The organism is Streptomyces sp. NPDC003635 (assembly GCF_053587635.1).
The window spans coordinates 35854-60267 of the sequence record NZ_JBSFOK010000011.1 but is presented as its reverse complement, the minus strand read 5'-3'; the positions used below and the strand labels follow the sequence as shown (position 1 = coordinate 60267).

At 71.7% G+C, this 24414-nt stretch carries 20 protein-coding genes; 5 read left to right on the top strand and 15 right to left on the bottom strand.

All coding sequences use genetic code 11. The features are described from left to right. Nucleotides 1–25 precede the first annotated feature (25 nt). The 6 genes from ACWDRW_RS13330 to bldG all read right to left on the bottom strand — a co-directional run bounded on the left by ACWDRW_RS13330 (nucleotide 26) and on the right by bldG (nucleotide 6479). Nucleotides 26–223 carry a hypothetical protein gene (locus ACWDRW_RS13330; RefSeq protein ID WP_451722796.1) on the bottom strand — a complete coding sequence of 66 codons (198 nt, stop codon included), beginning with the start codon at nucleotides 221–223 and terminating at the stop codon, nucleotides 26–28. A gap of 239 nt (nucleotides 224–462) precedes the next feature. Next, nucleotides 463–1989 (bottom strand): DUF7059 domain-containing protein, encoded by a 1527-nt coding sequence (locus ACWDRW_RS13325; RefSeq protein WP_451722794.1) that lies wholly within the window; start codon nucleotides 1987–1989, stop codon nucleotides 463–465. Between the two features lie 46 nt (nucleotides 1990–2035). Continuing rightward, on the bottom strand, nucleotides 2036–2626 hold the full coding sequence (locus ACWDRW_RS13320; protein ID WP_451722792.1) for a small secreted protein: 591 nt from the start codon (nucleotides 2624–2626) through the stop codon (nucleotides 2036–2038). Between the two features lie 195 nt (nucleotides 2627–2821). Beyond that, complete coding sequence (locus ACWDRW_RS13315) at nucleotides 2822–5227, bottom strand: sodium-translocating pyrophosphatase (protein WP_451722790.1); 2406 nt, start codon at nucleotides 5225–5227, stop codon at nucleotides 2822–2824. A gap of 316 nt (nucleotides 5228–5543) precedes the next feature. Further along, nucleotides 5544–5981 carry an ATP-binding protein gene (locus ACWDRW_RS13310; protein ID WP_451722788.1) on the bottom strand — a complete coding sequence of 146 codons (438 nt, stop codon included), beginning with the start codon at nucleotides 5979–5981 and terminating at the stop codon, nucleotides 5544–5546. A 156-nt stretch (nucleotides 5982–6137) separates the two neighbouring features. Beyond that, the gene (gene bldG / locus ACWDRW_RS13305) at nucleotides 6138–6479 is read right to left on the bottom strand and encodes an anti-sigma factor antagonist BldG (protein ID WP_003975386.1); all 342 of its coding nucleotides are present in this window, start codon (nucleotides 6477–6479) and stop codon (nucleotides 6138–6140) included. A gap of 82 nt (nucleotides 6480–6561) precedes the next feature. Between bldG and ACWDRW_RS13300 the strand changes: the two genes are divergently transcribed. After that, nucleotides 6562–9078, top strand: coding sequence for a DEAD/DEAH box helicase (locus ACWDRW_RS13300; RefSeq protein WP_451722787.1), 2517 nt, complete (start codon nucleotides 6562–6564; stop codon nucleotides 9076–9078). Nucleotides 9079–9129: 51 nt separating this feature from the next. Here the strand turns inward: ACWDRW_RS13300 and ACWDRW_RS13295 are convergent, their stop codons facing one another. The 7 genes from ACWDRW_RS13295 to ssd form a co-directional block, all read right to left on the bottom strand. After that, the gene (locus tag ACWDRW_RS13295) at nucleotides 9130–9531 is read right to left on the bottom strand and encodes an Rv3654c family TadE-like protein (protein WP_451722785.1); all 402 of its coding nucleotides are present in this window, start codon (nucleotides 9529–9531) and stop codon (nucleotides 9130–9132) included. Beyond that, nucleotides 9528–9983, bottom strand: coding sequence for a TadE family type IV pilus minor pilin (locus tag ACWDRW_RS13290; RefSeq protein WP_451722783.1), 456 nt, complete (start codon nucleotides 9981–9983; stop codon nucleotides 9528–9530). Before ACWDRW_RS13290 ends, ACWDRW_RS13295 begins: the two co-directional genes overlap by 4 nt. Then, nucleotides 9970–10182: a DUF4244 domain-containing protein gene (locus ACWDRW_RS13285; protein ID WP_451722782.1), complete on the bottom strand. Its 213-nt coding sequence runs from the start codon at nucleotides 10180–10182 to the stop codon at nucleotides 9970–9972. The genes ACWDRW_RS13290 and ACWDRW_RS13285 overlap by 14 nt, the downstream gene beginning before the upstream one ends. A 119-nt stretch (nucleotides 10183–10301) precedes the next feature. Then, nucleotides 10302–11087 (bottom strand): type II secretion system F family protein, encoded by a 786-nt coding sequence (locus tag ACWDRW_RS13280; RefSeq protein ID WP_451722781.1) that lies wholly within the window; start codon nucleotides 11085–11087, stop codon nucleotides 10302–10304. A gap of 116 nt (nucleotides 11088–11203) precedes the next feature. Further along, nucleotides 11204–12079 carry a type II secretion system F family protein gene (locus ACWDRW_RS13275; protein WP_451722780.1) on the bottom strand — a complete coding sequence of 292 codons (876 nt, stop codon included), beginning with the start codon at nucleotides 12077–12079 and terminating at the stop codon, nucleotides 11204–11206. Then, on the bottom strand, nucleotides 12072–13301 hold the full coding sequence (locus tag ACWDRW_RS13270; protein WP_451722779.1) for a TadA family conjugal transfer-associated ATPase: 1230 nt from the start codon (nucleotides 13299–13301) through the stop codon (nucleotides 12072–12074). The genes ACWDRW_RS13275 and ACWDRW_RS13270 overlap by 8 nt, the downstream gene beginning before the upstream one ends. Next, nucleotides 13298–14401, bottom strand: coding sequence for a septum site-determining protein Ssd (ssd, locus tag ACWDRW_RS13265; RefSeq protein ID WP_451722776.1), 1104 nt, complete (start codon nucleotides 14399–14401; stop codon nucleotides 13298–13300). Before ssd ends, ACWDRW_RS13270 begins: the two co-directional genes overlap by 4 nt. Nucleotides 14402–15003: 602 nt before the next feature. Between ssd and ACWDRW_RS13260 the strand changes: the two genes are divergently transcribed. Then, entirely contained in the window at nucleotides 15004–15837 is an 834-nt protein-coding gene (locus ACWDRW_RS13260) for an HAD family hydrolase (RefSeq protein WP_451722775.1), read from the top strand. A gap of 369 nt (nucleotides 15838–16206) precedes the next feature. On the opposite strand, the gene ACWDRW_RS13255 is transcribed toward ACWDRW_RS13260, so the two are convergent. After that, nucleotides 16207–17031 carry an oxidoreductase gene (locus ACWDRW_RS13255; protein WP_451722774.1) on the bottom strand — a complete coding sequence of 275 codons (825 nt, stop codon included), beginning with the start codon at nucleotides 17029–17031 and terminating at the stop codon, nucleotides 16207–16209. A 100-nt stretch (nucleotides 17032–17131) separates the two neighbouring features. Here ACWDRW_RS13255 and ACWDRW_RS13250 point away from each other — a divergent pair, with 100 nt between their 5' ends. Further along, on the top strand, nucleotides 17132–18112 hold the full coding sequence (locus ACWDRW_RS13250; RefSeq protein ID WP_451722772.1) for an ATP-binding protein: 981 nt from the start codon (nucleotides 17132–17134) through the stop codon (nucleotides 18110–18112). Nucleotides 18113–18119: 7 nt separating this feature from the next. Here ACWDRW_RS13250 and ACWDRW_RS13245 read toward each other — a convergent pair whose 3' ends face one another. Then, nucleotides 18120–19394, bottom strand: a complete 1275-nt coding sequence (locus ACWDRW_RS13245) for a hypothetical protein (protein WP_451722770.1) — start codon at nucleotides 19392–19394, stop codon at nucleotides 18120–18122. A 336-nt stretch (nucleotides 19395–19730) separates the two neighbouring features. Between ACWDRW_RS13245 and ACWDRW_RS13240 the strand changes: the two genes are divergently transcribed. Continuing rightward, complete coding sequence (locus ACWDRW_RS13240; protein WP_451722768.1) at nucleotides 19731–22151, top strand: bifunctional SulP family inorganic anion transporter/carbonic anhydrase; 2421 nt, start codon at nucleotides 19731–19733, stop codon at nucleotides 22149–22151. Between the two features lie 212 nt (nucleotides 22152–22363). Continuing rightward, nucleotides 22364–24319 carry an acetate--CoA ligase gene (gene acs / locus ACWDRW_RS13235; protein WP_451722767.1) on the top strand — a complete coding sequence of 652 codons (1956 nt, stop codon included), beginning with the start codon at nucleotides 22364–22366 and terminating at the stop codon, nucleotides 24317–24319. Nucleotides 24320–24414 lie beyond the last annotated feature (95 nt).

Here is a 24414-nt window from a genome sequence, read left to right as displayed (position 1 = left end):
TCCGGAGCGGTGCGCGCCGCGGTTCTCACAGGCGGGTGAAGCACCACGCGGCGAGGACGAGGGCGATCACGGCGGCGAGGCTCGCGAGGGTCGCCGATGCGACGGGGTTCACACCGTGGGCGGCCGGTTCCCGGTGCCGCACCCGGGCCGCCGTCCAGATCAGCAGCCCGGCTCCGAACAGGGCGAACACCAGTCCCGCGAAGATCGCCGGTCCGCTCTCCATGGCGCTTTCGCCCCTTTTCTCCGCTCCGCGCGTACCCCAGCCCCGCGAGGCTGTCACGCGCGGACGGCGGCCAGGAGAACCCCGGGTGAACGTGCGGCCGACGCGGCTGTGGACCGCGCGGTCCCTCGCGGCCGGGCAGCCCGCGGGCGCCTGCCGGGCGGCGTCGAGCGCGCGCACCGGCCGCCGGGGCCCGGCGCCGAGGTCGGCTCGAATCCGCCGCCCCCGACCGCCCGCGAGCGTCACGCCGGTTCCAGGAACCCCTGCTCCACCAGCAGCCGGATCTGCGCGGGCGTACGGTCGCGCAGCAGTACGGGGTCCTCGCCCACCAGTTGGGCGATGGCGTCCAGGATGCGGCCCGCGCTGAGCGTGCCGTCGCACACGCCCGCGAACCCGGCGCCGACCGTGTCCACCTTCGTGGCCCGGCGCATCCCGCGGTTCTGACGCAGCACCACGTGCTCGGGGTCCTCGGCGCCGGGCAGCCCGACCTGTTCCTGGACGATCTCGGTGACGAGCCGGAAGTGTCCTTCGAGCAGGGCGGCGTCATCGTGCCTGCGCAGATAGTCCAGGCGGTCGAAGTGCGCCCGTACGGTGTCGCCGAGCGGCTGCTCGACCGGGTGGGGCCACTCCTCGACGGTGACGGACGGCACGGCGGAGCCCGTCTTGCGCAACGTGATCCAGCCGAAGCCGACGGCCTTGACCTTGCGCGCCTCGAACTCGTCCAGCCAGGCGTCGTAGCGCGCCTGGTACTCGGCGGGGTCGCCGCGGTGGTCCCCGGCGTCCCGCAGCCACAGCTCGGCGTACTGCGTGACGTCCTGCACCTCGCGCTGGACGATCCACGCGTCGCACCCGCGCGGCACCCATGACCTCAGTCTGTCCTGCCAGTCCTCCCCCGCGACGTGCTGCCAGTTGGCGAGGAACTGCGCGAACCCGCCGTCGTTCAGCCGTTCCCCCGCCCCTTGAACGAGCGAGCGGCACAGATCGTCCCCGCCCATCCCGCCGTCCCGGTAGGTCAGCCGGGCACCCGGCGAGATCACGAAGGGCGGGTTCGACACGATCAGGTCGTACGTCTCGTCCTGCTTGAGGGGCTCGAACAGCGAGCCCTCGCGCAGATCGGCGGCGGGCGCGCCGGACAGCGCCAGCGTCAGCGCCGTGATGTGCAACGCGCGCGGGTTGAGATCGGTCGCCGTGACACGGGTGGCGTGCTGGGCGGCGTGCAGGGCCTGGATCCCGGAGCCGGTGCCGAGATCGAGGGCGGCGGAGACGGGAGTGCGGACGGTGATACCGGCGAGCGTCGTGGAGGCGCCGCCGACCCCGAGGACGACGCCCTCGTCGCTGCTGCCGATGCCTCCGGCGCCGCCGACCGCGCAGCCCAGGTCGGACACGATGAACCAGTCCTCGCCGGCGGGTCCGCCGTACGGCCGTACATCCACGGTCGCGGCGAGTTCGTCGTCACCGGCCCGCACGAGCCACCCGGCCTCCAGGCAGGCCTCGACGGGCAGCACGTCGGCCACGCGCGCGTGCGGCACCGGCTGCTGCAGGAGGAACAGCCGTACGAGGGTCTCCAGCGGCGTGTCCCCGCGGGTCGCGCGGAGTGCTGGGACCGTCTCGCTGCGGGCGAGCGCGGCGTACGCGGGCGCGCCCAGCAGGTCGAGCAGGCCGTCAGCGGTGAAGGAGGCCCCCAGCAGGGCGTCCCGCAGCGATGCGGCGACTTCGGGACGGCCGGAGGCGGGGGCGGCGGGCAGAGCGGGCAGCCTGGAGGTACTCACGCCCCCATTGTGACCCGCGCTACCGGCTCGCCGCGGCCGCTCGGCCTCAGCCCGCCGCCGCCGTCGCGGCCCCGGACGCCGACTTGCAGCTGGACTGCTGGGCCATGGCCTGGCCGACCTCGCCCTCCTCCAGCGTCTTGAGCGCGTTGCTGCCGCTGGTGCTGAGCTTGTTCAGCTCGGTCGCGATGTCCTTCAGACCGTCGGCGAACTTGGCCTGGTCCTTGGTGTCGAGCTCGTCGACCTGCTTCTTCAGGGAGGCGTACGAGGCGGAGATGCCGTTGAGCTCCTTGACCGCGTCCGTCTGCTTCTTGTCGCCGTTCTCGACGTCCGGCGCCCCCGCCTTGTCCACGGCCGCCCCGATCGCCTTGTAGGCGTCGGACATGTCCTCGAAGGCCTTCGAGTCGGTCTTCTGGACCTCCTCGGGCGTGCTGTTGTCCGAGGTCTCCTTCTGGATCGCGGCGTTGGCGGACTCGATCTTCTTCGCCTGCGGCTGTACGGCGTCGCAGACCTGCTTGGCCCAGGCATCCAGCTTGTCGTTGCCGTCGTCGCTGCTGCATCCCGACAGCGCCAGTACCAGTACCGCACCGCCGGACAGTGCGGCCACGAGCTTCTTGTTCACCGGATTGGCCCCTTCCATGGCTCTCGGCCCCGGAACATACACGCCGGAAGGTGTGCAACCGCATGCCCGACGTCCGGTATGCGGTTCTTTATGGGCATTTATCCCGAGCGAGAGAAGGCTCACGGCCAGGGGCGCGCGCACACGCAGGGCGGGCGTCCGGCGTGTCAACACACGCCGTCCGCCCGCCCTTTGAGCCATGTTCCGCGAAAGGATCTACGAAACCACCGCCGGATCAGGTGACTTGGCCGTCCGGTCGGCGTTTCCCTCCTCCCCCATCGCGATCCCGCGCCGCTTGGAGAGGTACACCGCACCGGCGATCACCAGGAACGCCAGCACCGCGATCAGCACCCGTGCCCCGATGTTCTTGTCGTCGCCGTACGAGAAATCGATCACCGCGGGCGCGATCAGCAGTGCCACCAGGTTCATCACCTTCAGCAGCGGGTTGATCGCGGGGCCCGCGGTGTCCTTGAAGGGGTCGCCGACCGTGTCACCGATCACCGTGGCGGCGTGGGCCTCACTGCCCTTGCCGCCGTGGTGGCCGTCCTCGACGAGTTTCTTGGCGTTGTCCCAGGCGCCGCCGGAGTTGGCGAGGAAGACCGCCATCAGCGTGCCCGCGCCGATCGCGCCCGCCAGGAAGGCGCCGAGGGCGCCGACGCCGAGGGTGAAGCCGATGAAGATCGGCGCCATCACGGCGAGCAGGCCGGGTGTGGCCAGTTCCCTGAGCGCGTCCCTCGTACAGATGTCGACGACTTTGCCGTACTCCGGCGTCTCGCTGTAGTCCATGATCCCGGGCTTCTCCCGGAACTGCCGCCGCACCTCGTAGACCACCGAACCGGCCGACCGCGACACGGCGTTGATGGCGAGTCCGGAGAAGAGGAAGACGACCGCCGCGCCGGCGATGAGGCCGACGAGGTTGTTGGGCTGCGAGATGTCCATGACCAGGTTCATCGGCGCGTCCGCACCGCTGAACTTCTCGCCCACATCACGCGCGCCCGTCTCGATCGCGTCGCGGTACGAGCCGAAGAGCGCCGCCGCCGCGAGGACCGCGGTGGCGATGGCGATGCCCTTGGTGATGGCCTTGGTGGTGTTGCCGACCGCGTCCAGGTTGGTGAGCACCTGGGCGCCCGCGCCCTCGACGTCGCCGGACATCTCCGCGATGCCCTGGGCGTTGTCGGAGACGGGACCGAAGGTGTCCATGGCGACGATCACGCCGACCGTGGTGAGCAGACCGGTCCCGGCCAGCGCCACCGCGAACAGCGCCAGCATGATCGACGTACCGCCGAGCAGGAAGGCGCCGTAGACGCCGAGGCCGATCAGCAGGGCGGTGTAGACGGCCGATTCGAGACCGATCGAGATACCCGCGAGGACCACGGTGGCGGGACCCGTGAGGGAGGTCTTGCCGATGTCCTGCACCGGGCGGCGGTTGGTCTCGGTGAAGTAGCCGGTCAGCTGCTGGATCACAGCGGCCAGCAGGATGCCGATCGCCACGGCGACCAGCGCGAGGATCCGCGGGTCACCGTTCTTGCCCTGGATCATGGCGTCGGTGACGCCGTCGAGGTCGGCGTAGGACGAGGGCAGGTAGACGAAGACCGCGATGGCCACCAGGGCCAGCGAGATCACCGCGGAGATGAAGAAGCCGCGGTTGATCGCCGTCATGCCGCTGCGGTCGCTGCGGCGCGGGGCCACGGCGAAGATGCCGATCATGGCCGTGATCACGCCGATCGCGGGCACCAGCAGCGGGAAGGCGAGGCCCGCGTCGCCGAAGGCCGCCTTGCCGAGGATGAGCGCGGCGACCAGGGTCACCGCGTACGACTCGAACAGGTCGGCCGCCATGCCCGCGCAGTCGCCGACGTTGTCGCCCACATTGTCGGCGATGGTCGCGGCATTGCGCGGGTCGTCCTCCGGAATGCCCTGCTCGACCTTGCCGACCAGGTCGGCGCCGACGTCGGCGGCCTTGGTGAAGATGCCGCCGCCCACACGCATGAACATGGCGATGAGAGCGGCCCCGAGACCGAAGCCCTCCAGCACCTTCGGCGCGTCGGCCGCGTACACCAGCACCACACAGGAGGCGCCCAGCAGACCGAGCCCCACCGTGAACATGCCGACGACGCCGCCCGTGCGGAAAGCGATCTTCATGGCTTTGTGCGAGACGGCGGTGAGATCCTTTTCCGGCTCACCCTCCGCCGGGGTCGCTTCCCTGGCCGCGGCGGCTACGCGCACATTGCTGCGTACGGCGAGCCACATGCCGATATACCCGGTGGCCGCCGAGAACGCGGCGCCGATCAAGAAGAACACCGATCGGCCGGCGCGCTGATTCCAGTCGTCCGCGGGCAGCAGCATGAGCAGGAAGAACACGATCACGGCGAATACGCCGAGCGTGCGAAGCTGCCGGGCCAGATAGGCGTTGGCACCTTCCTGGACCGCCGCCGCGATCTTCTTCATGCTGTCGGTGCCCTCGCCCGCCGCGAGCACCTGGCGCACCAGGACCCCGGCGACCACCAGCGCCGCCAGGGCGACGACGCCGATGACGATCACCAGGGCACGGTTGCCGTCCGTCAGGACTGCGGCTGCGAAGGTTGTGGGGTGATCCAACTGATGAGGGGTAGAAAGCCCCGCCATTCGTCCTCCTTGACGCTTGGGCTGAGCTCAAGATGTGGACGGATTGTAGGTACCGGAACCTGATCAAAACAGTGCGCGGTAAACGGAATTGGTCTTCGCCTGCTCTTCAGCAAATGATCGCCCACCACCCACGGAACCCGAAAGTGGTAATGCCTCAAAGCCATTGACGGCCTGATTGACCCAGGCGAGAACTTGATCGAATTATCGGGCTATTGATCGTGAAGGAATTCACGAATTACGCCGATGGAGTGCCCGAACATGCCGAAGGGCCCCACCTCGGTAGGGCCCTTCGGGTGATCTCGCTGCTGAGCCGCGCTCAGGGAAGCTCGGCGACGGCAGGGGTCGTGGGCCAGGTCATACGGATAAGGCCGCCGTGTTCACCAGCGCTGACCTCGACATCGTCGACCAGACCGCTGATGACCGCGAGGCCCATCTCGTCCTCTTCGGCCTCCACGTCGGCGTCCCCGCCCGCGGCGCCCGGCGCCCGGTCACCCGGGACGGAGCGCGGCGCCTCGTCGCCGACCTCGATGGAGAACTGCTTCTCCTCCTCGATCAGTACGACCTTCACCGGCGCCGTGACCCCGCCGAGCTGATGCAGTCCGACGGCACGGGAGCAGGCCTCCCCGACGGCGAGACGCACCTCGTCCAGGACGGCCTCGTCCACTCCGGCCCTGCGTGCCACCGCTGCCGCGACCAGACGTGCGGTCCTGACATGCTCGGGCAGCGCGCTGAAGCGGAGTTCAACGGTGGCCATGCATCCCCCTCGCAACTACGGGCGTGCCGTCCGGAGGGCCGGGCTGCCGAAAGCCCGGTCCCCCTTCTTGAACTTCTTCCGTCCCGGGCGCGCCATGGGGCATACCCGGGTCCGGTGACCAGTCGGTGACCGCTTTTGTCGGTCGGTGACCGCTGATCAGTCGGTGGCCGCCACCGCTTCCTCGACCGAGGTGTGGATCGGGAACACCTTGGTGAGGCCGGTGATGCGGAAGATCTTGAGAATGCGCTCCTGGTTGCAGACCAGGCGCAGCGAGCCCTCATGGGCACGCACCCGCTTCAGGCCGCCGACCAGTACGCCGAGCCCGGTGGAGTCGAGGAAGTCCACGCCCTCCATGTCGACGACGAGGTGGAAACTCCCGTCGTTCACCAGCTCGACCAGCTGCTCGCGCAGCTTGGGCGCGGTATATACGTCGATTTCGCCACCGACCTCGACGACCGTACGATCGCCGACGGTACGGGTCGACAGGGACAGGTCCACGGATCCTCCAGCACCTTGCTATCGAGCGGTCGTCCCTCGGGACACCTCGGCTTGAAGCCCCCAGGACGGTTCGCCAGCCGCGATGGCATTCAATCACTTACCGGCAGGCGTGCACGACGCCTTGGTCCCATTGTCCGTCAAGCCAGTGACACACTCGGTGCCGATGGCCAAGAATCACCGATCCGATCGAACCCCGACGGACCCCGGGTCCCGGGTGGACCCGGGCACGGTCCTGGGCCGGCTGGCCTCGGGGCCGAGCCGGGCTTCGCGCATCACTCATACGGAGCATGTGCCCCCGCGAGCGGGTCGGCATGCCGTCTGGCCTGACCGGATCCGTTCGGAGGTTCTCGCCGCCGTCCAGGCCGCCGGGGTCGAGCACCCCTGGGCCCATCAGGCACGCGCCGCCGAGCACGCCCTGGACGGCGATTCGGTGGTCGTCGCGACGGGCACCGCCTCCGGCAAGTCGCTGGCCTATCTGGTGCCGGTGCTCTCCGCCCTCCTGGAAGGCTCGGAGGCCCCGAACGGCCGCGGCGCCACCGCGCTCTACCTCGCGCCCACGAAGGCCCTCGCCGCGGACCAGTGCCGATCGGTGAAGGAACTTTCACAACCACTGGGCCATTCCGTCCGGTCGGCGGTGTACGACGGTGACACTCCGTTCGAGGAACGCGAGTGGATCCGCCAGTACGCCAACTACGTCCTCACCAACCCGGACATGCTCCACCGCGGCGTCCTGCCCTCCCACGCCCGCTGGTCCTCCTTCCTGAAGGCGCTGAAGTACGTCGTCATCGACGAGTGCCACACCTACCGCGGGGTCTTCGGCTCGCACGTCGCCCAGGTACTGCGCCGGCTGCGCCGCCTGTGTGCCCGCTACGGCGCGTCGCCCGTCTTCCTGCTGGCCTCCGCGACCGCCGCGGAGCCCTCGGTGGCCGCCCGGCGCCTCACCGGCCTGCCGGTCGTGGAGGTGGCCGACGACGCCTCCCCCCGCGGGGAACTGGTGTTCGCCCTCTGGGAGCCGCCGCTCACCGAGATGCAGGGCGAGAAGGGCGCCCCGGTCCGTCGCACCGCCACCGCCGAGACGGCGGATCTGCTGACGGACCTGGCGGTGCAGGGCGTGCGCTCGGTCGCCTTCGTCCGCTCCCGGCGCGGCGCCGAGCTGATCTCGGTGATCGCCCAGGAGCGCCTGGCCGAGGTCGACCGCTCCCTGGCCCGCCGGGTGGCGGCCTACCGCGGCGGCTACCTCCCCGAGGAGCGGCGCGCCCTGGAGCAGGCCCTGCACTCGGGCGAGCTGCTGGGCCTCGCCGCCACGACCGCCCTGGAACTCGGCATCGACGTCTCCGGCCTGGACGCGGTGCTGATCGCCGGTTATCCGGGCACGCGGGCGTCCCTGTGGCAGCAGGCGGGCCGGGCCGGCCGCTCCGGACAGGGCGCGCTGGCGGTCCTCGTCGCCCGGGACGACCCGCTGGACACCTTCCTCGTCCACCACCCCGAGGCCCTCTTCGACCAGCCCGTGGAATCCACGGTCCTGGACCCCGACAACCCCTATGTCCTCGCCCCGCACCTGTGCGCGGCCGCGGAGGAGCTGCCGCTGGTCGAGGAGGACCTGACGCTCTTCGGCCCCGCCTGCGCGGAACTGCTCCCGCAGCTGGAGGCCGCGAAGCTGCTCCGCCGCCGGACCAGGGCCTGGCACTGGACCCGCCGGGAACGGGCCGCCGACCTCACCGACATCCGCGGCGGGGGCGGACGCCCGGTCCAGGTCGTCGAGTCCGGCACGGGCCGGCTCCTCGGCACGGTCGACGCGGGCGCGGCGCACACGACGGTGCACGAGGGCGCGGTCCATCTGCACCAGGGCCGCACGTACCTGGTCCGCTCGCTGGACCTGGAGGACTCGGTGGCCCTGGTCGAGCAGGCCGCGCCGTCGTACTCGACGGTGGCCCGGGACACCACCTCCATCTCCGTCCTGGAGACGGACACAGAGATCCCGTGGGGCGACGGCCGCCTCTGCTACGGCTCCGTCGAGGTCACCAACCAGGTGGTCTCCTTCCTCCGCCGCCGAGTGATCACCGGCGAAGTACTGGGCGAGACGAAACTCGACCTCCCTCCTCGTACGCTGCGCACCCGCGCGGTGTGGTGGACGGTCACCGAGGACCAGCTCGACGCGGCCCGGATCTCCCCGGAGATCCTCGGCGGCGCCCTGCACGCCGCCGAGCACGCGTCCATCGGCCTGCTGCCGCTGTTCGCGACCTGCGACCGCTGGGACATCGGCGGCGTCTCGATCCCCCTCCACCCCGACACCCTGCTCCCAACGGTCTTCGTCTACGACGGCCACCCCGGCGGCGCGGGCTTCGCGGAGCGCGCCTTCCACACCGCCCGCGCCTGGCTCACGGCCACCCGCGAGGCCATCGCCTCCTGCGAGTGCGACGCCGGCTGCCCGTCCTGCATCCAGTCCCCCAAGTGCGGCAACGGCAACGACCCCCTCCACAAGAGGGGCGCGGTACGACTGCTCACGGAGCTGTTGCGGGGGGCGCCGGACAAGCCCGAAGCGGAGGGGGCGGGGGCGGACGGGACGCATGACAGCCGAGGCGGGGCTCAGGGGGTCTGATCAGGGGGCGCCGAAGGCGGGGGCTCGGGAGGCCTGATCAGCGACGTCTGGTCAGGGAGCAGGGGCGAGCACGGGAGGCCTGATCAGCGAAGTCTGGTCAGGGAGCGGTGGTGGGCCCGGGGGCCCCGCCCGTGCCCTGACCTCCGCCGCGAACGGGCCGCCGCCCGCCGCCGCGGTCACGTCCGAGACGTCGCCCACGAGCGCGCACCTGACCAGCCGGGTGCCCTGCGCGCGGGCCACCTGGTCCGCCCGGGCGCAGGCCGCCGCGGCCCCCTCCGCCCAGTGGTCGGCCGCCGCCAGCGCCGCGAGGTCGGCGCCGCCCGCCGCGCGGTGCCGGGTGACGACGGCCTGCCCCAGGGCGAGCACGACCCCGAACACCACGCAGAGGACGGCCACGACGGCGACGGTCCACACCGTGGCGGAGCCCTGGTCGCCCGAACGGCGGGAGTTCATCGGCTCACCCCTCGCGTGTCCGAGGGCGCCGGTGGGACCTGCCCAGGAGCCGCCCCGGCCGCGTCCCGCACCCCCGTCACCCCTTCCGCCACGGCCTCTTCCGCCGCCGCCACTGCCTCTTCCCGTACCTCGAAGGGCAGTCCCCGCAGCGCCGGCGGCTTGGCTACGACGATCACCCGGACACGGTCGCCGGTCCGGCTGACGGTGACCTCGGCGCCCGACGGGGCGGCTTCCTTGGTCACCGCCACCACCGCGTCGGCCGCGTCCTGGCGAGCCGCCGCGCGGGCACCCGTACGAGCCGCGTCCACGCACTGGATCTGGGCGGCGATGACCAGCAGCCCCCACACCAGCGCCATCGCGAACATGACCAGCACGGGCAGCACCACCGCGGACTCCGCCGTCACGAACCCCCGGTCGGCCGCGCTCTCTCCCCGCCTCCTACATCCGCGCATCGAGCGCCTTCTTCACGATCGCCTGCAGTTCCGCGCTGACCTGCCCGCTGGTCACCACCTTGTAGAGGACCACGGCGAACGCCACCGCCGCGATGATTCCCATCGCGTACTCCGAGGTGACCATCCCCGAGTCCCGCCGCGCGCCGAACGCCCGCACACGTGCCCGTACTGCTCGCATCGCCTGTACTGCCTTGTTCATGTGAACCCCCGTGGGAATCAGTCCTGTTGCCTACGAATGCCGCGTGCCGAACGAATGCCGTCGCCCCGTCTGTGCCGTCGCCTCCTCAGCGCCGACAGCCGCTCCAAACCGTTCTCTCGTCATCCACCACCCCCTCCCAGCACCCCGTCCGCCAGCCCGATCACCACCGGCAGAACACCCACCGCGATGAAGGCGGGCAGGAAGCACAGCCCCACCGGCGCGGAGACCATGACCGCCGCCCGCCGCGCCCGGGCCGTAGCGCTGCGCGCCCAGGTCGCGCGGGCGTCCGCCGCCAGCCGTGCGGCCGGTCCGGCCGCCGGAAGCCCAGAAACATCGGCACGCTCCAGCAGCCGCGCCAGATCACCGGCCCCGGGGAGTGCCGCCAACTTCCGCCAGGCCTCGCCCGGTTCGCCGCCCAGCCGCACCTCCGCCGCACCTCGCGCCAGCGCCTCCCCCACCGGACCGCCCAGCGCCTCGCCCACGGCCTGCGCCGCGATCACCGGTCCGGCGCCGGCGGCGACACAGGCCGCCAACAGATCGGCGGCGAGGGGAAGTTGCCGGGCCGTCTCGGCGGCGTCGTGCTCGTCGTCCACGGAGGCCGCGCGCCGCCCGCCCCACCGGTCCACGGCGACCGCGCCGACCAGTCCCACCCCGACCCCCGCGACACCTCCCACCAACACCCACCCGGCGCACCCCACGGCCACGGCGGGAACCCACCGCCGCACCAGGCCCCGTACGTCGAACCTCGGCGCGACCGGAACCACCGCCCCAGCCGTCACGAGCCCGACCAACCGCCGCCGAACCCTTCGCTCACGCCGCACGGCGCTCACCCACCGCACCAGCCACACCAGGCCCAGCGCCATCCCCACAACAACCCCCAGCCTGTGGACAACTTCCGCACTCACAGCCCCTCCTCACCGGACCTCCGACGTACAACCCATCGCCTCCGCGAACCCCGTCGCCTCCTCGAACCCCAGCCGCCCTCTCACACCCCCTTGGCCCTCCAACCCCCGCCCGCCTCTCACACCCCCTCCGCCCCCCGGACAATCCGCAGCGCCCACCAAACCCCCACCCCTTCCAGGACCCCACCGGCGAACAGGCACCCCAGCCCCGCCCCGGTGTGCAGCAGCACCCGCAGCGGATCGGCGCCCATGACCGCGCCCAGGAGCAGCCCCAGGACGGGCAAACCGGCGAGCATCAGTGCGGTGGACCGGGCGCCCGCCAACTGCGCTCGCAGGTCCGCACGTTGGTCCCGCTCGGCCCGTAGCGCCGCTTCGAGCCGGTCGAGTCCGGCCGCGAGGCCCGCGCCCTGATCCACGGCCACCCGCCAGCACGCGGCGAGTCCGCGCAGCCCCTCGGCACCCGGCTGCCGTGCCGCCGCGGCCAGGGCGCCCGGTACCTCCCCTCCGAACCGCGCGGCCGCCAGTACCGCCGTCTGGGCGTCACCCAGCCCGCCGGAGTCCCGCGCCGCACGCAGCAGCGCCTCGCCCGGCTGCCGTCCCGCGCGCACCTCCCCGGCGAGCGCCGCGCAGAGCGCGATCACCGCGTCGCCGCGCCGTTCCCGTGCCCGCCGCCCCTGGCCGGCCACCCGCACCCGCCGCAGCAACGGCACCCCGGCCGCCCCGGCGATCAGCGGCAGCACCGACGCCCCGAGCACCGCGAGCCCGAGCCCGACGACCACCGCCCACCACTCGGCCCGCAACCGCCTCCGGATCCGCCGCAGTTCCTCGACCGCCAACCGCCGGGCGGGCGGCGCGGCACCCAGCGCTCCGCCTCCGGCCATCAGCAACCGAGCCCGCCGCGCCCCGGTGTCCCGCCCGCTCAGCAGCCACAGAGCAGCACCCGCCACGACCACGGCCGCGCCTGTCGAAGGGCCGCCCATCGCCGTCTCACCCATCACGCTCCCCGCTCCCCAGATCGAAGCCCCCGTCCCGGAGCAGCCCCCGCAACCGGCCCCACCCCCGCTCCGCCATGAACGCCCCCGCCCGCCACCGCAGGGCCGGCACCGTCCGCACCAGCCCGGAGGTGTCCCGCTCCAGTACCTGCACCTCGGCGATCCGGCGTCGCCCGTCGCGCCCCCGTACGAGATGCAGGACCACCGACAGCGCGGCCGCCAACTGGCTGTGCAGCGCGGCCCGGTCGAGCCCGGCCGCCGTGCCGAGTGCCTCGAGCCGGGCCGGCACATCGGCCGCCGCGTTGGCGTGCAAAGTGCCGCAGCCGCCCTCGTGGCCCGTGTTCAGCGCGGCCAGCAGATGGACCACCTCCGGCCCGCGCACCTCCCCCACGACCAGCCGGTCCGGCCGCATCCGCAGTGCCTGGCGGACCAGGTCCTGGAGCGTGACGAGCCCCGCGCCCTCCTGATTGGCGGGTCTGCTCTCCAGCCGTACGACGTGCGGGTGGTCGGGCCGCAGCTCCGCGGAGTCCTCGGCGAGCACGATCCGTTCGCCCGGCCCGACGAGGCCGAGCAGCGCGCTCAGCAGCGTGGTCTTGCCGCTCCCGGTGCCGCCGCTGATGAGGAAGGACAGCCGTGCCTCCATCAGCGCCCGCAGCACCCGGTCCCCGCCCGGCGGCACCGTGCCCGCGGCCATCAGCTCGTCGAGCGTGAAGGCGCGCGGCCGTACGACCCGAAGGGACAGGCAGGCGCAGCCGACGGCCACCGGGGGCAGCACGGCGTGCAGCCGGGTCCCGTCGGGCAGCCGGGCGTCGGCCCAGGGCCGCGCGTCGTCCAGGCGGCGTCCGGCCACGGCGGCCAGGCGCTGCGCGAGGCGCCGTACGGCGGCCGCGTCGGGGAAGCGCACCCCGGTCAGTTCGAGGCCGCCGCCGCGGTCCACCCAGACCCGGTCCGGGGCGGACACGAGTACATCGGTCACCGAGGGATCGGCGAGCAGCGGTTCGAGTGGTCCGCTGCCGACCAGCTCGGACCGCAACTGCTCGGCGGCGCCCAGAACTTCGGCGTCCCCCAGCACCCGCCCTTGCTCGCGCAGCGCCTGTGCCACGCGCGCGGGCGTCGGCTCGGCCCCGCTCTCCGCCAGCCTGCGCCGCACTCCGTCGAGCAGCGCCGGCGTCAGATCGGCCCCGCCCGAGGCGGGTGGCGCCTCACGTCCCGGGAACACGGTCATGCCGGCCCCGCCTCCACCAGTGCCCGCTCCCAGAACTCCCGGCAGAAGCGCGCCAGTGGGCCCCGGCCCGCCGCGGCGGGTGGCGTCCTGCTCTCGTGCGCGCGGCGCAGGCCGGCCTCGACCGGCACCTCTCCGGCCAACGGGAGCCCGAGGAGACGGGCCACCTCGCGGTCGTCGAGGCCGGGGGCGTACGGTCCGCGCACCGCCACCCGCAGATCCCCGAGCACCATGCCGACCGCGGAGGCCACCCGCCCGGCCGCCGCCACGGCGCGCAGTTCGCCGGGGACGACGAGGAGGCCGAGGTCGAGCTGGGCGAGCGCCTCGGCGACGCCGTCGTCGATCCGGCGCGGCAGGTCGACCACGACGGTGCCGCCCCGGCGCCGGGCGGCGGCCAGCACCGCCCGTACGGCCTGCGGCGGGACGGCGACACAGTCCCCGCGGTCCCAGCTGAGCACCCGCAGCGAGTGCAGCTCGGGCAGCGACTCCTCCAGGGCGCCGCCGCCGACCCGCCCGCGCGAGGCGGCGAAAGCCGGCCAGCGCAGTCCTTCAGCCGTCTCGCCGCCGAGGAGTACGTCGAGCCCGCCGCCCAGAGGATCGGCGTCCACGAGCAGGGTGCGCAGCCCCTCCCGCGCGGAGGTGACGGCGAGGGCGCACGCGAGCGTGGACGCCCCCGCGCCGCCCCGCCCGCCGATGACGCCGACGGTGAGCGCGGGCCTGCCCACGCCCTCGGCGACGTCGGCGATCCGGTCGACCAGCCACTGCTCCCCGTCGGGAAGCATCAGGACATGGTCGGCGCCGATCTCGACGGCCCGCCGCCAGACCCCGGAGTCGTCCTGGTCCCGGCCGACCAGCACCACCCCGCGTCTGCGGGCGGCTCCGCGCACCCGGCGTGCGGCGTCGTCGCCGACCAGGACGAGCGGCGCGGCCTCCCAGTTTCCGTGCGGTTCCGGGACGCCGTGATGAACCTCGGGCGTGGCGCCCGCCGCCGCGCACAGGCGCAGCAGGTCGTCCAGCAGATCGGCGTCCTCGGTGACGATCAGTGGTGCCCCCGGCCGACCGGAGGCGGCGGGCGGTGGTTCCTTTGTGACGGCTGCGGCCACTTCTCTCCCCCTTCGCTGCTTCTTCCGCGCGGCCCCTGCGGCCCCGCGATTCCCGAACGTGTGAAGAACCGGCAACCGGTCTCCATATGAGCGGCCGATACGAACCGGCCAAAACACGCCCGACTAACCGCAACCGGCCATGAAGTCGGCTCGGTGGGGCGCGTTGGAATCACGGTGCAGCGATGCCGGAAATCGTGTGGATCTTGGTCGATAACTGTGGACAACTCAGTGGTTGTGAATATCGCTGTCACCCATACCGGTGACCTCAGTACGGGGTGCGCACGGGGTTCGCACCGGCCCCGGGTGGACTTCCACAGAGCAGCGCAGCGACTACGCAGAGTGACGAATCCTGGGCATGACTAAAGGGCGGCCGCAGCCGCCTCGGATCGGCCCTGCGGCCGCGTAAGGGAGAGAAAACCCGTCCGGACATGCGACGACCCCCGCCGGGGGGGAGAGCGGGGGTCGTCCCCACGGCCGACTCGGGGGGGGAGGAGTCGGGCCGGGTTAGCACGGTCGCGAACGATCCGTGACTTCCATGGTGTACCCGAGAGCCCTCTCAGGCAAACCCACGCGCCCCACCTTACGCCGAATGGGCTGCGCCTATGCTCGGGGTCGTGGAAAACCACTCCTTGCCCCGCACAGCGGCCTTCTTTGATCTGGACAAGACGGTCATTGCGAAGTCGAGCACGCTCACGTTCAGCAAGTCCTTCTACCAAGGCGGACTGATCAACCGCAGGGCCGCCTTGCGGACCGCCTACGCTCAGTTCGTCTTCCGGGTGGGCGGTATGGACCATGACCAGATGGAGCGCACCCGCGAGTACCTCTCCGCGCTCGTCCGCGGCTGGAACGTCCAGCAGGTCAAGGAGATCGTCGCCGAGACCCTGCACGACCTGATCGACCCGATCATCTACGACGAGGCCGCCTCCCTCATCGAGGAGCACCACACGGCAGGACGCGACGTCGTGATCGTGTCCACCTCGGGCGCCGAGGTGGTCGAGCCGATCGGCGAACTGCTCGGCGCCGACCGCGTGGTGGCCACCCGCATGGTCGTGGGGGACGACGGCTGCTTCACCGGCGAGGTGGAGTACTACGCGTACGGCCCGACGAAGGCGGAAGCCATCAGGGAGCTGGCCGAGTCCGAGGGGTACGACCTCTCCCGGTGCTACGCCTACAGCGACTCGGCGACCGACCTGCCCATGCTCCAGTCCGTCGGTCATCCGCATGCCGTGAACCCGGACCGGGCGCTGCGCCGAGAGGCACTCTTGCGCGGGTGGCCGATTCTCGACTTCCACCGCCCGGTACGGCTCAAGCAGCGGCTGCCCGCGCTCTCCGTCCCGGCCCGTCCGGCGCTCGTCGCGGCCGCCGCCATAGGTGCCGCGGCGGCCACCGCCGGGCTCGTCTGGTACGCCAGCAGGCGCCGCACGGCGCTGGCCTGACCTGCGCCGACGCCGGACCGTGGAGCGATCCGACCGGCCGGTGCCCGTTTGACTCAGGTTTGGGCCCAAAAGTAAAGAACAGCGGCCAGGACTTCCGCTTGCTCCGGAGTCGGAGTAGAAAGGAGTCAACGGCCCGCGAGACCAAGGACATCCGAGAGGATCACCTTAAAAACGCAATTGGCCCCACGGACCGAGCATGAACACCGGGCACCCACGCGACGTCGACCCGTCGATTACGGGCCAGCCGCACCAGGTGACGGGCAAAGTCCCCGGCCTGATGGGCAATATATCGAGGACGCTTGGTAACCCGGTGAACATGCCAGCGGCGGTACGAATCCTCGTACCGCCGCAACCCTTTGTCAGGGGCTTTTACGCGGCTCCGCGCTGCAGCGCCTCGCACACCGCCGTCGACTCGCGCGCGCCCAGCTCGACCGCCTTGCCGCAGTGGGCGATCCAGGCGGCCATGCCCTCGGGAGTGCCGGAGACGTAGCCTTCGAGCGCCGCGAGATAGGCGGCGCGGCCGAGTTCGGCGTGGCCGACCTCCGAGGGGCAGACGGACTTCGGGTCGAGTCCGCTGCCCACCAGCACGATCCGCTCGGCAGCCCGAGCGACGAGGCCGTTGTGCGAGGTGAAGGGGCGCAGCGCCAGCAGCTCACCGTGCACGACGGCGGCGGTCACCAGCGCCGGGGCCGAGCCGCCCGCGATGATCAGCTCGGACAGGCCGTCCAGCCGGCCGTGGACCTCCGCGGCGCTCGGCGGCGGCAGTTCCACGAGGGGCTCGTCGACCGGCTCGCCCGCCTGACGCGGACGCCCGACCTCCGGGCCGTTGGTCGCCGCCGCCACCAGGTGCAGCCGGGCCAGCACCCGCAGCGGCGACTGGCGCCAGATGGACAGCAGTTGGCCCGCCTCGGCGGTCAGCCGCAGGGCGGCGCCCATGACGCGCGCCTCGTCGTCACCGCTGAAGTCGGTGCGGCGGCGCACCTCCTCCAGGGCCCAGTCGGCACCGGAGAGCGCCGCCGAACCCCGGGCGCCGCGCAGCGCCGCCTCGGAGGTGATCTCGTTGCTGCGCCGCCGCATGATCCGGTGTCCGTAGACCCGGTCCACGGCCTTGCGCACGGACTCCACGGAGTCGGCCACACCGGGCAGCGCACCCAGGGCGGCGAGCGGATCGGCGGTCGCGCCTGTCGTACTCATGAGTACGACATTACGCATCCGGCGGCCGGCCCCCACGATCGAGTGGCGTTCTTCACGCAAATCCATCCCGCGCCGCCGACTCGCCACTACCTTACTGAACATGAAAATTGCTTTCGTCGGGAAGGGTGGCAGCGGCAAGACGACCCTGTCCTCCCTGTTCATCCGGCATCTCGCGGCGGCCGGGGCGCCGGTGGTCGCGATCGACGCCGACATCAACCAGCACCTGGGTGCCGCGCTGGGCCTGGACGACGCCGAGGCGGCCGCGCTGCCCGCGATGGGCGACCGGCTCCGGCTGATCAAGGACTATCTGCGCGGCTCGAACCCGCGCATCGCGTCCACCGAGACCATGATCAAGACGACCCCGCCCGGCGAGGGCTCACGGCTGCTGCGGGTGTGCGAGCCCAATCCGGTCTACGACGCCTGCGCGCGGCCGGTGGAACTCGACGGCGGCGCCGTCCGTTTGATGGTCACCGGCCCCTTCACCGACGCCGACCTGGGGGTCGCCTGCTACCACTCCAAGACGGGGGCGGTGGAGCTGTGCCTGAACCACCTGGTGGACGGGCCGGGCGAGTACGTCGTGGTGGACATGACCGCCGGCTCCGACTCCTTCGCCTCCGGCATGTTCACCCGCTTCGACATCACGTTCCTCGTCGCCGAGCCGACCCGGAAGGGGGTCTCCGTCTATCGCCAGTACAAGGAGTACGCCCGTGACTTCGGCGTCGAACTGAAGGTCGTCGGCAACAAGGTGCACGGTCAGGAGGACCTCGACTTCCTGCGCGCGGAAGTGGGGGACGACCTGCTCGTCACGGTGGGGTACTCGGCCTGGGTGCGTTCCATGGAGAAGGGCCGACCGCCCCGGTTCGAGCTCCTGGAGGACGTCAACCGCCGCGCCCTGCACCGGCTGCGGGAGGCGGCGGACGCGACGTACGAGGGGCGTGACTGGGAGCGCTACACGCGCCAGATGGTGCACTTCCACCTGAAGAACGCCCAGTCGTGGGGGAACGAGCGGACGGGGGCCGACCTGGCCGCGCAGGTCGACCCCTCCTTCGTACTCGGCGAGAGCGTCGCCGCTCCCGCCTGAGCCGGAGCTACTGCCGGGCCGCCGGCGCCCCGGGCACGCCCTTGGGGGCCGGGGCCGGGCGGTCCGAGAGGAAGGACTCCCAGCCCTGCCTCGGGGCCTCGCCGACCGTCAGGGTGGTGAGCTTGGCCAGCACGTCGGGGTCCTGGGCGTCCAGCCAGTCGGCGAGCTGACGGAAGGAGACGCAGCGCACCTCGGGCTTGGTGCACACGCCCTCGATGACCTCCTCGACGGCGCGCATGTAGGTGCCGCCGTTCCAGGACTCGAAGTGGTTGCCGATGATCAGGGGGGCGCGGTTGCCGTCGTAGGCGCGCTGGAAGCCCTGGAGGAGGCCGTCGCGCATCTGGTTGCCCCAGAACTCGTACTTGTCGGGGTCACCCTGGCTGGTGGTGCCGGACTGGTTGACCATGAAGTTGTAGTCCATGGTCAGCTGCTCGAAAGTGCGCCCGGGGAACGGCACGAGCTGCATCGACAGGTCCCACAGGCCGTCCTTCTTCTTCGGCCAGACCTGGTTGTTGACCCCGCTGGTGTCGTAGCGGAATCCCAGCTCGCGGGCGGCCTGCATGAAGTTCTTCTGGCCCTCGAGGCAGGGCGTGCGGGCGCCGATGAGCTCCTTGTCGTAGTCGAAGGGCAGCGGCGAGGAGTTCCTCATCCCGGTGTTGGTCTTCCAGGACTTCACGAACTGCTTCGCCTGGGCGATCTCGTCCTTCCACTCCTCGACGGACCACTCGCCGACACCGCCGCCCTTGCCGCAGAAGTGGCCGTTGAAGTGGGTGCCGATCTCGTTGCCCTCCAGCCACGCGCCGCGCAGCTGCTCCACGGTGTCGGCGATGCCCTGCTCGTCGTTGAAGCCGATGTCGGAGCGGCCGGGCGAGTGCTGCGGCGGCCGGTACAGGTCGCGCTTGTGCTCGGGCAGCATGTACACGCCGCTCAGGAAGTACGTCATGGTCGCGTTGTTGTCCTTGGCGACCTTGCGGAAGTGGGAGAACAGCCGCTGGCCGTCCTCGCCCGCGCCATCCCAGGAGAACACCACGAACTGCGGCGGCTTCTGACCGGGCTTCAGCCGTTCGGGCCTGGGCAGGTGCGGCTGGGCGCCGGTGTAGGCGGTCGAGCCGTCGCCGATCAGCCGGACCACGCTCTTGGGCGGGCCCTGGGCCGGCTTCTCCTTCTGCGGGCCGGGGGCCGCGGCCCGGGAGGCGTCGCTGCCGATCGAGCAGCCGGCGAGTGATGCGGCACAGACCGCGGCGACCACGGCGCCCGCGGCGATCCTCTGGGTGGCGGCCATGTTCCGCCCACCTACTTCCTTCTCTCAGGCCAACGCGGATAGGGCGTTTTCCGCCGATATGCCGGAAAGCGCCGACAGCGCCGCCAAAGTCGCACGAGGCCGAGAAGGAATTAGTACGACAAGCCGACCAAAAGGCCACTTCACCCGTCTGGGTGAGCTATTCGCCCATTTGCCCGGAAAGTCTATGCGCTTCCTTTACTCTGCATTACGATCCGTTTACTGAGCGTTGAAACATCCCGCCGCTGCACGCCGTGACCCACGGCCGCGACCCGCCCCCGCATCCCACGGGGGACCACCACATCCGCGACCGCGCTGCCCCGGAGGAGACGGGAAACCATGTCAGCCTGCGTCCCCACACGTACCACCGACCCCACTCGGACCGAGCGCGACCACGAGCCGCACAGTCCGCCGCCCCACCGTCCCCGCCGGTTCCGGATCGCCGGCGCCGATGTCTCCGCGTCGATCGCCGTCTTCCTGATCGCCCTGCCGCTCTCCCTCGGCATCGCCCTCGCCACCGGCGCGCCCCTCCAGGCCGGGCTTGTGGCCGCCGCCGTGGGCGGGCTCGTGGTCGGCCGGCTCGGCGGCTCCGCGCTCCAGGTCAGCGGCCCCGCCGCCGGTCTCACGGTGGTCACCGCCGACCTCATCCAGCGCTACGGCTGGCGCACGACCTGCGCCATCACCGTCCTCGCCGGGCTCGCCCAACTGGGCCTGGGCTGCCTGCGCGTGGCGCGCACCGCGCTCGCCGTCAGCCCCGCCATCGTGCACGGCATGCTCGCGGGCATCGGCGTCACCATCGCCGTCGCTCAGCTGCACATCGTCCTCGGCGGCACTCCCCAGAGCTCCGTCCCCGACAACCTGCTCGCTCTGCCCGCCCAATTGGCCGACCTGCATCCGGCCGCCGTGTCGGTGAGCGCCCTCACCCTCGCGCTGCTGCTGCTCTGGCCGCGCCTGCCCGGCCGGGCCGGACGGCTGCTGCGGAAGGTCCCGGCCGCCCTCGTCGCCGTCGCCGGCGCGACGGCGACCGCCTCACTCGCCGGACTGCGGCTGCCCAAGGTCGACCTGCCGTCCTGGAGCAGCCACGCCCTGGCCGGACTCCCCGAGGGCCCGGTGCTCGGACTCGTGGCCGCCGTGCTGACCACCACCCTGGTGTGCAGTGTGCAGTCCCTGCTCGGGGCGGTCGCCACCGACAAGATGGTCGCCGCCCGTCCCGGACTTCCCGTCCGTGTCGGCCGGTCCGACCTCGACCGCGAACTGCTCGGACAGGGCGCCGCCAACATCGTCTCCGGTGGCCTCGGCGGACTGCCCGTGGCGGGGGTCGCGGTGAGAAGTACGGCGAATGTGCACGCCGGTGCCGTGAGCCGGAACTCCACGATGCTGCACGGCGCTCTCGTAGTAGTCGCCACGCTGCTGATGGTCCCGCTCCTGGAGCTCATCCCGCTCGCCTCGCTCGCCGCCCTGGTGATGGCCGTCGGCATCCAGATGGTGTCCCTGCACCACATCCGCACGGTGACCCGTCACCGGGAAGTGCTGGTCTACGCCGTCACCACCGCCGGCGTGGTCTTCTTCGGCGTCCTGGAGGGCGTGACGCTGGGGATCGCCGTGGCCGTCGCCGTCTCCCTGCACCGCCTCGCCCGCACCCGTATCACCCATGAGGAGAAGGAAGGAGTCCATCACGTACACGTCCGTGGCCAGTTGACCTTCCTCGCCGTGCCGCGGCTCAGCCGAGCCCTGCACCTCGTGCCCCAAGGGGCCGGTGCCGTGGTGGAGTTGGACGGGTCCTTCATGGATCACGCGGCGTACGAGACACTCCAGGACTGGCAGAACTCGCACACCGCGCAGGGCGGTTCCGTCGAGATCACGGGCCGCCGTGCGGGCCTGCGGATCGCCGAGCCCGGCGTTCCCACCACCTCGCACACCGAGGCGGGCGCCGCCGACCTGGCCGCCTCCACCGGTTGCCGGTGCCGTCCCTGGACGCCCTGGCGCAACCACCAGTGCGAGCGCCCGGACCCGGCACCGTCGCCCGGCGCGCGCCCGGACGCGCCCGGCGGGGACGTCGAGGCGGACGCGCCCGGACCCGGCCAGGGGCCGAGCGGGCATGAACTGGCGCGTGGCATCAGCGCGTTCCAGCGCCACACCGCTCCCCTGGTGCGCGGTGAGCTGGCCCGGCTGGCGCGCGAGGGGCAGCGGCCCTCCCAGCTGTTCCTCACCTGCGCCGACTCACGCCTGGTCACCTCGATGATCACCTCCAGTGGTCCGGGAGATCTGTTCGTGGTGCGCAATGTGGGCAACCTGGTGCCGCTTCCGGGCGAGGAGAGCGGGGACGACTCGGTGGCGGCCGCGATCGAGTACGCGGTGGACGTGCTGAAGGTGCGCTCCATCACGGTGTGCGGGCACTCCGGGTGCGGGGCGATGCAGGCACTGCTGAACTCCGAGCCGGGCGGTGCACGGACCCCTCTCAAGCGGTGGCTGCGGCACGGGCTGCCGAGTCTGGAGCGCATGGCCGAGGAAGGGCGCCCGGGGGCCCGGCTGGCGGGGCGGGCGCCGGCCGACGCGGTCGAGCAGCTGTGCCTGACCAATGTGGTGCAGCAGTTGGAGCATCTGCGAGCCCATGAGTCGGTGTCCCAGGCGCTGCGGGACGGGGTACTGGAGCTGCACGGAATGTACTTCCACGTGGGTGAGGCACAGGCGTATCTGCTCGCCGGGTCGGACGAGGACCAGGTGTTCGATCACGTGCGGGCGGCCGACCTGTCCGCCTGAGCGGCGGGGGCGGGTTGTGAAAGGCGTTACAGCGACTGAACTCCGCCAGGTCAGCGTCCGTGGGTACGGATGACACCGACTGCCGGACCACGGCCGTGGACAGGGCCGCGCACAGGTCTAAACCAATTTCCCGTCGGCCCTTGTCACCGGGCCCCCGGGTCTGATGAGCTGTGGCCTGGGACACAACGGACACCCTGGGAAAGGGAGATGTCGTGAGCAACGAAAGCCTGGCCAACCTCTTGAAGGAGGAGCGACGCTTCGCGCCGCCCGCTGACCTGGCCGAGCACGCCAACGTCACCGCGGAGGCGTACGAGCGGGCCAAGGCTGACAGGCTCGGCTTCTGGGCCGAGCAGGCCCGTCGGCTGACCTGGGCCAAGGAGCCGACGGAGACGCTGGACTGGTCGAACCCGCCGTTCGCGAAGTGGTTCAAGGACGGCGAGCTCAACGTCGCGTACAACTGCGTGGACCGGCATGTCGAGGCCGGGCTCGGGGACCGGGTCGCCATCCACTTCGAGGGGGAGCCCGGCGACAGTCGCGCGATCACCTACGCCCAGCTCAAGGACGAGGTCTCCAAGGCCGCGAACGCCCTGCTGGAGCTCGGTGTGCGACAGGGTGACCGGGTCGCCGTCTACATGCCGATGATCCCCGAGACGGCGGTCGCCATGCTCGCGTGCGCCCGGATCGGCGCCGCCCACTCGGTCGTCTTCGGCGGCTTCTCCGCCGACGCGCTCGCGACCCGTATCCAGGACGCCGACGCCCGTGTCGTCATCACCTCCGACGGCGGCTACCGGCGCGGCAAGCCCTCGGCGCTGAAGCCGGCCGTCGACGAGGCCGTCTCCAAGGCCGGCAACGTCGAGCACGTCCTCGTGGTCCGGCGCACCGGCCAGGAGGTCGCCTGGGACGACAGCCGGGACGTGTGGTGGCACGAGGTCGTGGAGCGGCAGTCCGCCGAGCACGCGCCGGAGGCGTTCAACGCCGAGCAGCCGCTGTTCATCCTCTACACCTCGGGCACCACGGGGAAGCCGAAGGGCATCCTGCACACCTCCGGCGGCTACCTCACCCAGGCGTCGTACACCCACCACGCCGTCTTCGACCTCAAGCCCGAGACCGACGTCTACTGGTGCACCGCCGACGTCGGCTGGGTCACCGGGCACTCGTACATCGTGTACGGGCCGCTGGCCAACGGCGCCACCCAGGTGATGTACGAGGGCACCCCCGACACCCCCCACCAGGGCCGGTTCTGGGAGATCGTGCAGAAGTACGGGGTGACGATCCTGTACACGGCGCCCACCGCCATCCGTACGTTCATGAAGTGGGGCGACGACATCCCCGCGAAGTTCGACCTGAGCAGCCTGCGGGTGCTCGGGTCGGTCGGTGAGCCGATCAACCCCGAGGCGTGGATCTGGTACCGCAAGCACATCGGCGGCGACCGCACCCCGATCGTGGACACCTGGTGGCAGACCGAGACCGGCGCGATGATGATCTCGCCGCTGCCCGGCGTCACCGCCACCAAGCCCGGCTCGGCGCAGACCCCGCTGCCGGGCATCTCCGCGACCGTCGTCGACGACGAGGCGAACGAGGTCCCCGACGGCGGCGGTGGCTACCTGGTGCTGACCGAGCCGTGGCCGTCGATGCTGCGCACCATCTGGGGCGACGACCAGCGGTTCCTCGACACCTACTGGTCGCGGTTCGAGGGCAAGTACTTCGCCGGTGACGGCGCGAAGAAGGACGACGACGGCGACATCTGGCTGCTCGGCCGCGTCGACGACGTCATGCTCGTCTCCGGGCACAACATCTCCACCACCGAGGTCGAGTCCGCCCTGGTCTCCCACCCCTCGGTCGCCGAGGCGGCCGTGGTCGGCGCCGCGGACGAGACGACCGGCCAGGCCATAGTCGCCTTCGTGATCCTCAGGGGTACGGCGGCGGAGACCGACGGCCTGGTGGCCGAGCTGCGCGACCACGTGGGCGCCACCCTCGGCCCGATCGCCAAGCCCAAGCGCATCCTGCCGGTGGCGGAGCTGCCCAAGACCCGCTCCGGCAAGATCATGCGCCGACTGCTGCGGGACATCGCGGAGAACCGCGAGCTCGGTGACGTCACCACCCTGACCGACAGCAGCGTCATGCAGCTCATCCAGGCCAAGCTGCCGGCGGCACCGAGCGAGGACTGACAGCCGTCACCGCGGAAACGCCCGGCACGACGCGTGCCGGGCGTTTTCCCGTGCCCGGGGCGGGATCCCGCATGTGCGCCACCGCCGTACGTTAG

Excerpts from the sequence above, each read along its gene's own strand:
- ACWDRW_RS13330 (WP_451722796.1), bottom strand. The coding sequence starts at position 223 with ATGGAGAGCGGACCGGCGATCTTCGCGGGACTGGTGTTCGCCCTGTTC.
- ACWDRW_RS13320 (WP_451722792.1), bottom strand. The coding sequence starts at position 2,626 with ATGGAAGGGGCCAATCCGGTGAACAAGAAGCTCGTGGCCGCACTGTCC.
- ACWDRW_RS13315 (WP_451722790.1), bottom strand. The coding sequence starts at position 5,227 with ATGGCGGGGCTTTCTACCCCTCATCAGTTGGATCACCCCACAACCTTC.
- ACWDRW_RS13310 (WP_451722788.1), bottom strand. The coding sequence starts at position 5,981 with ATGGCCACCGTTGAACTCCGCTTCAGCGCGCTGCCCGAGCATGTCAGG.
- ACWDRW_RS13300 (WP_451722787.1), top strand. The coding sequence starts at position 6,562 with ATGGCATTCAATCACTTACCGGCAGGCGTGCACGACGCCTTGGTCCCA.
- ACWDRW_RS13295 (WP_451722785.1), bottom strand. The coding sequence starts at position 9,531 with ATGAACTCCCGCCGTTCGGGCGACCAGGGCTCCGCCACGGTGTGGACC.
- ACWDRW_RS13290 (WP_451722783.1), bottom strand. The coding sequence starts at position 9,983 with ATGCGCGGATGTAGGAGGCGGGGAGAGAGCGCGGCCGACCGGGGGTTC.
- ACWDRW_RS13285 (WP_451722782.1), bottom strand. The coding sequence starts at position 10,182 with ATGAACAAGGCAGTACAGGCGATGCGAGCAGTACGGGCACGTGTGCGG.
- ACWDRW_RS13275 (WP_451722780.1), bottom strand. The coding sequence starts at position 12,079 with ATGGGTGAGACGGCGATGGGCGGCCCTTCGACAGGCGCGGCCGTGGTC.
- ACWDRW_RS13270 (WP_451722779.1), bottom strand. The coding sequence starts at position 13,301 with ATGACCGTGTTCCCGGGACGTGAGGCGCCACCCGCCTCGGGCGGGGCC.
- ACWDRW_RS13260 (WP_451722775.1), top strand. The coding sequence starts at position 15,004 with ATGCTCGGGGTCGTGGAAAACCACTCCTTGCCCCGCACAGCGGCCTTC.
- ACWDRW_RS13255 (WP_451722774.1), bottom strand. The coding sequence starts at position 17,031 with ATGAGTACGACAGGCGCGACCGCCGATCCGCTCGCCGCCCTGGGTGCG.
- ACWDRW_RS13250 (WP_451722772.1), top strand. The coding sequence starts at position 17,132 with ATGAAAATTGCTTTCGTCGGGAAGGGTGGCAGCGGCAAGACGACCCTG.
- ACWDRW_RS13245 (WP_451722770.1), bottom strand. The coding sequence starts at position 19,394 with ATGGCCGCCACCCAGAGGATCGCCGCGGGCGCCGTGGTCGCCGCGGTC.
- ACWDRW_RS13240 (WP_451722768.1), top strand. The coding sequence starts at position 19,731 with ATGTCAGCCTGCGTCCCCACACGTACCACCGACCCCACTCGGACCGAG.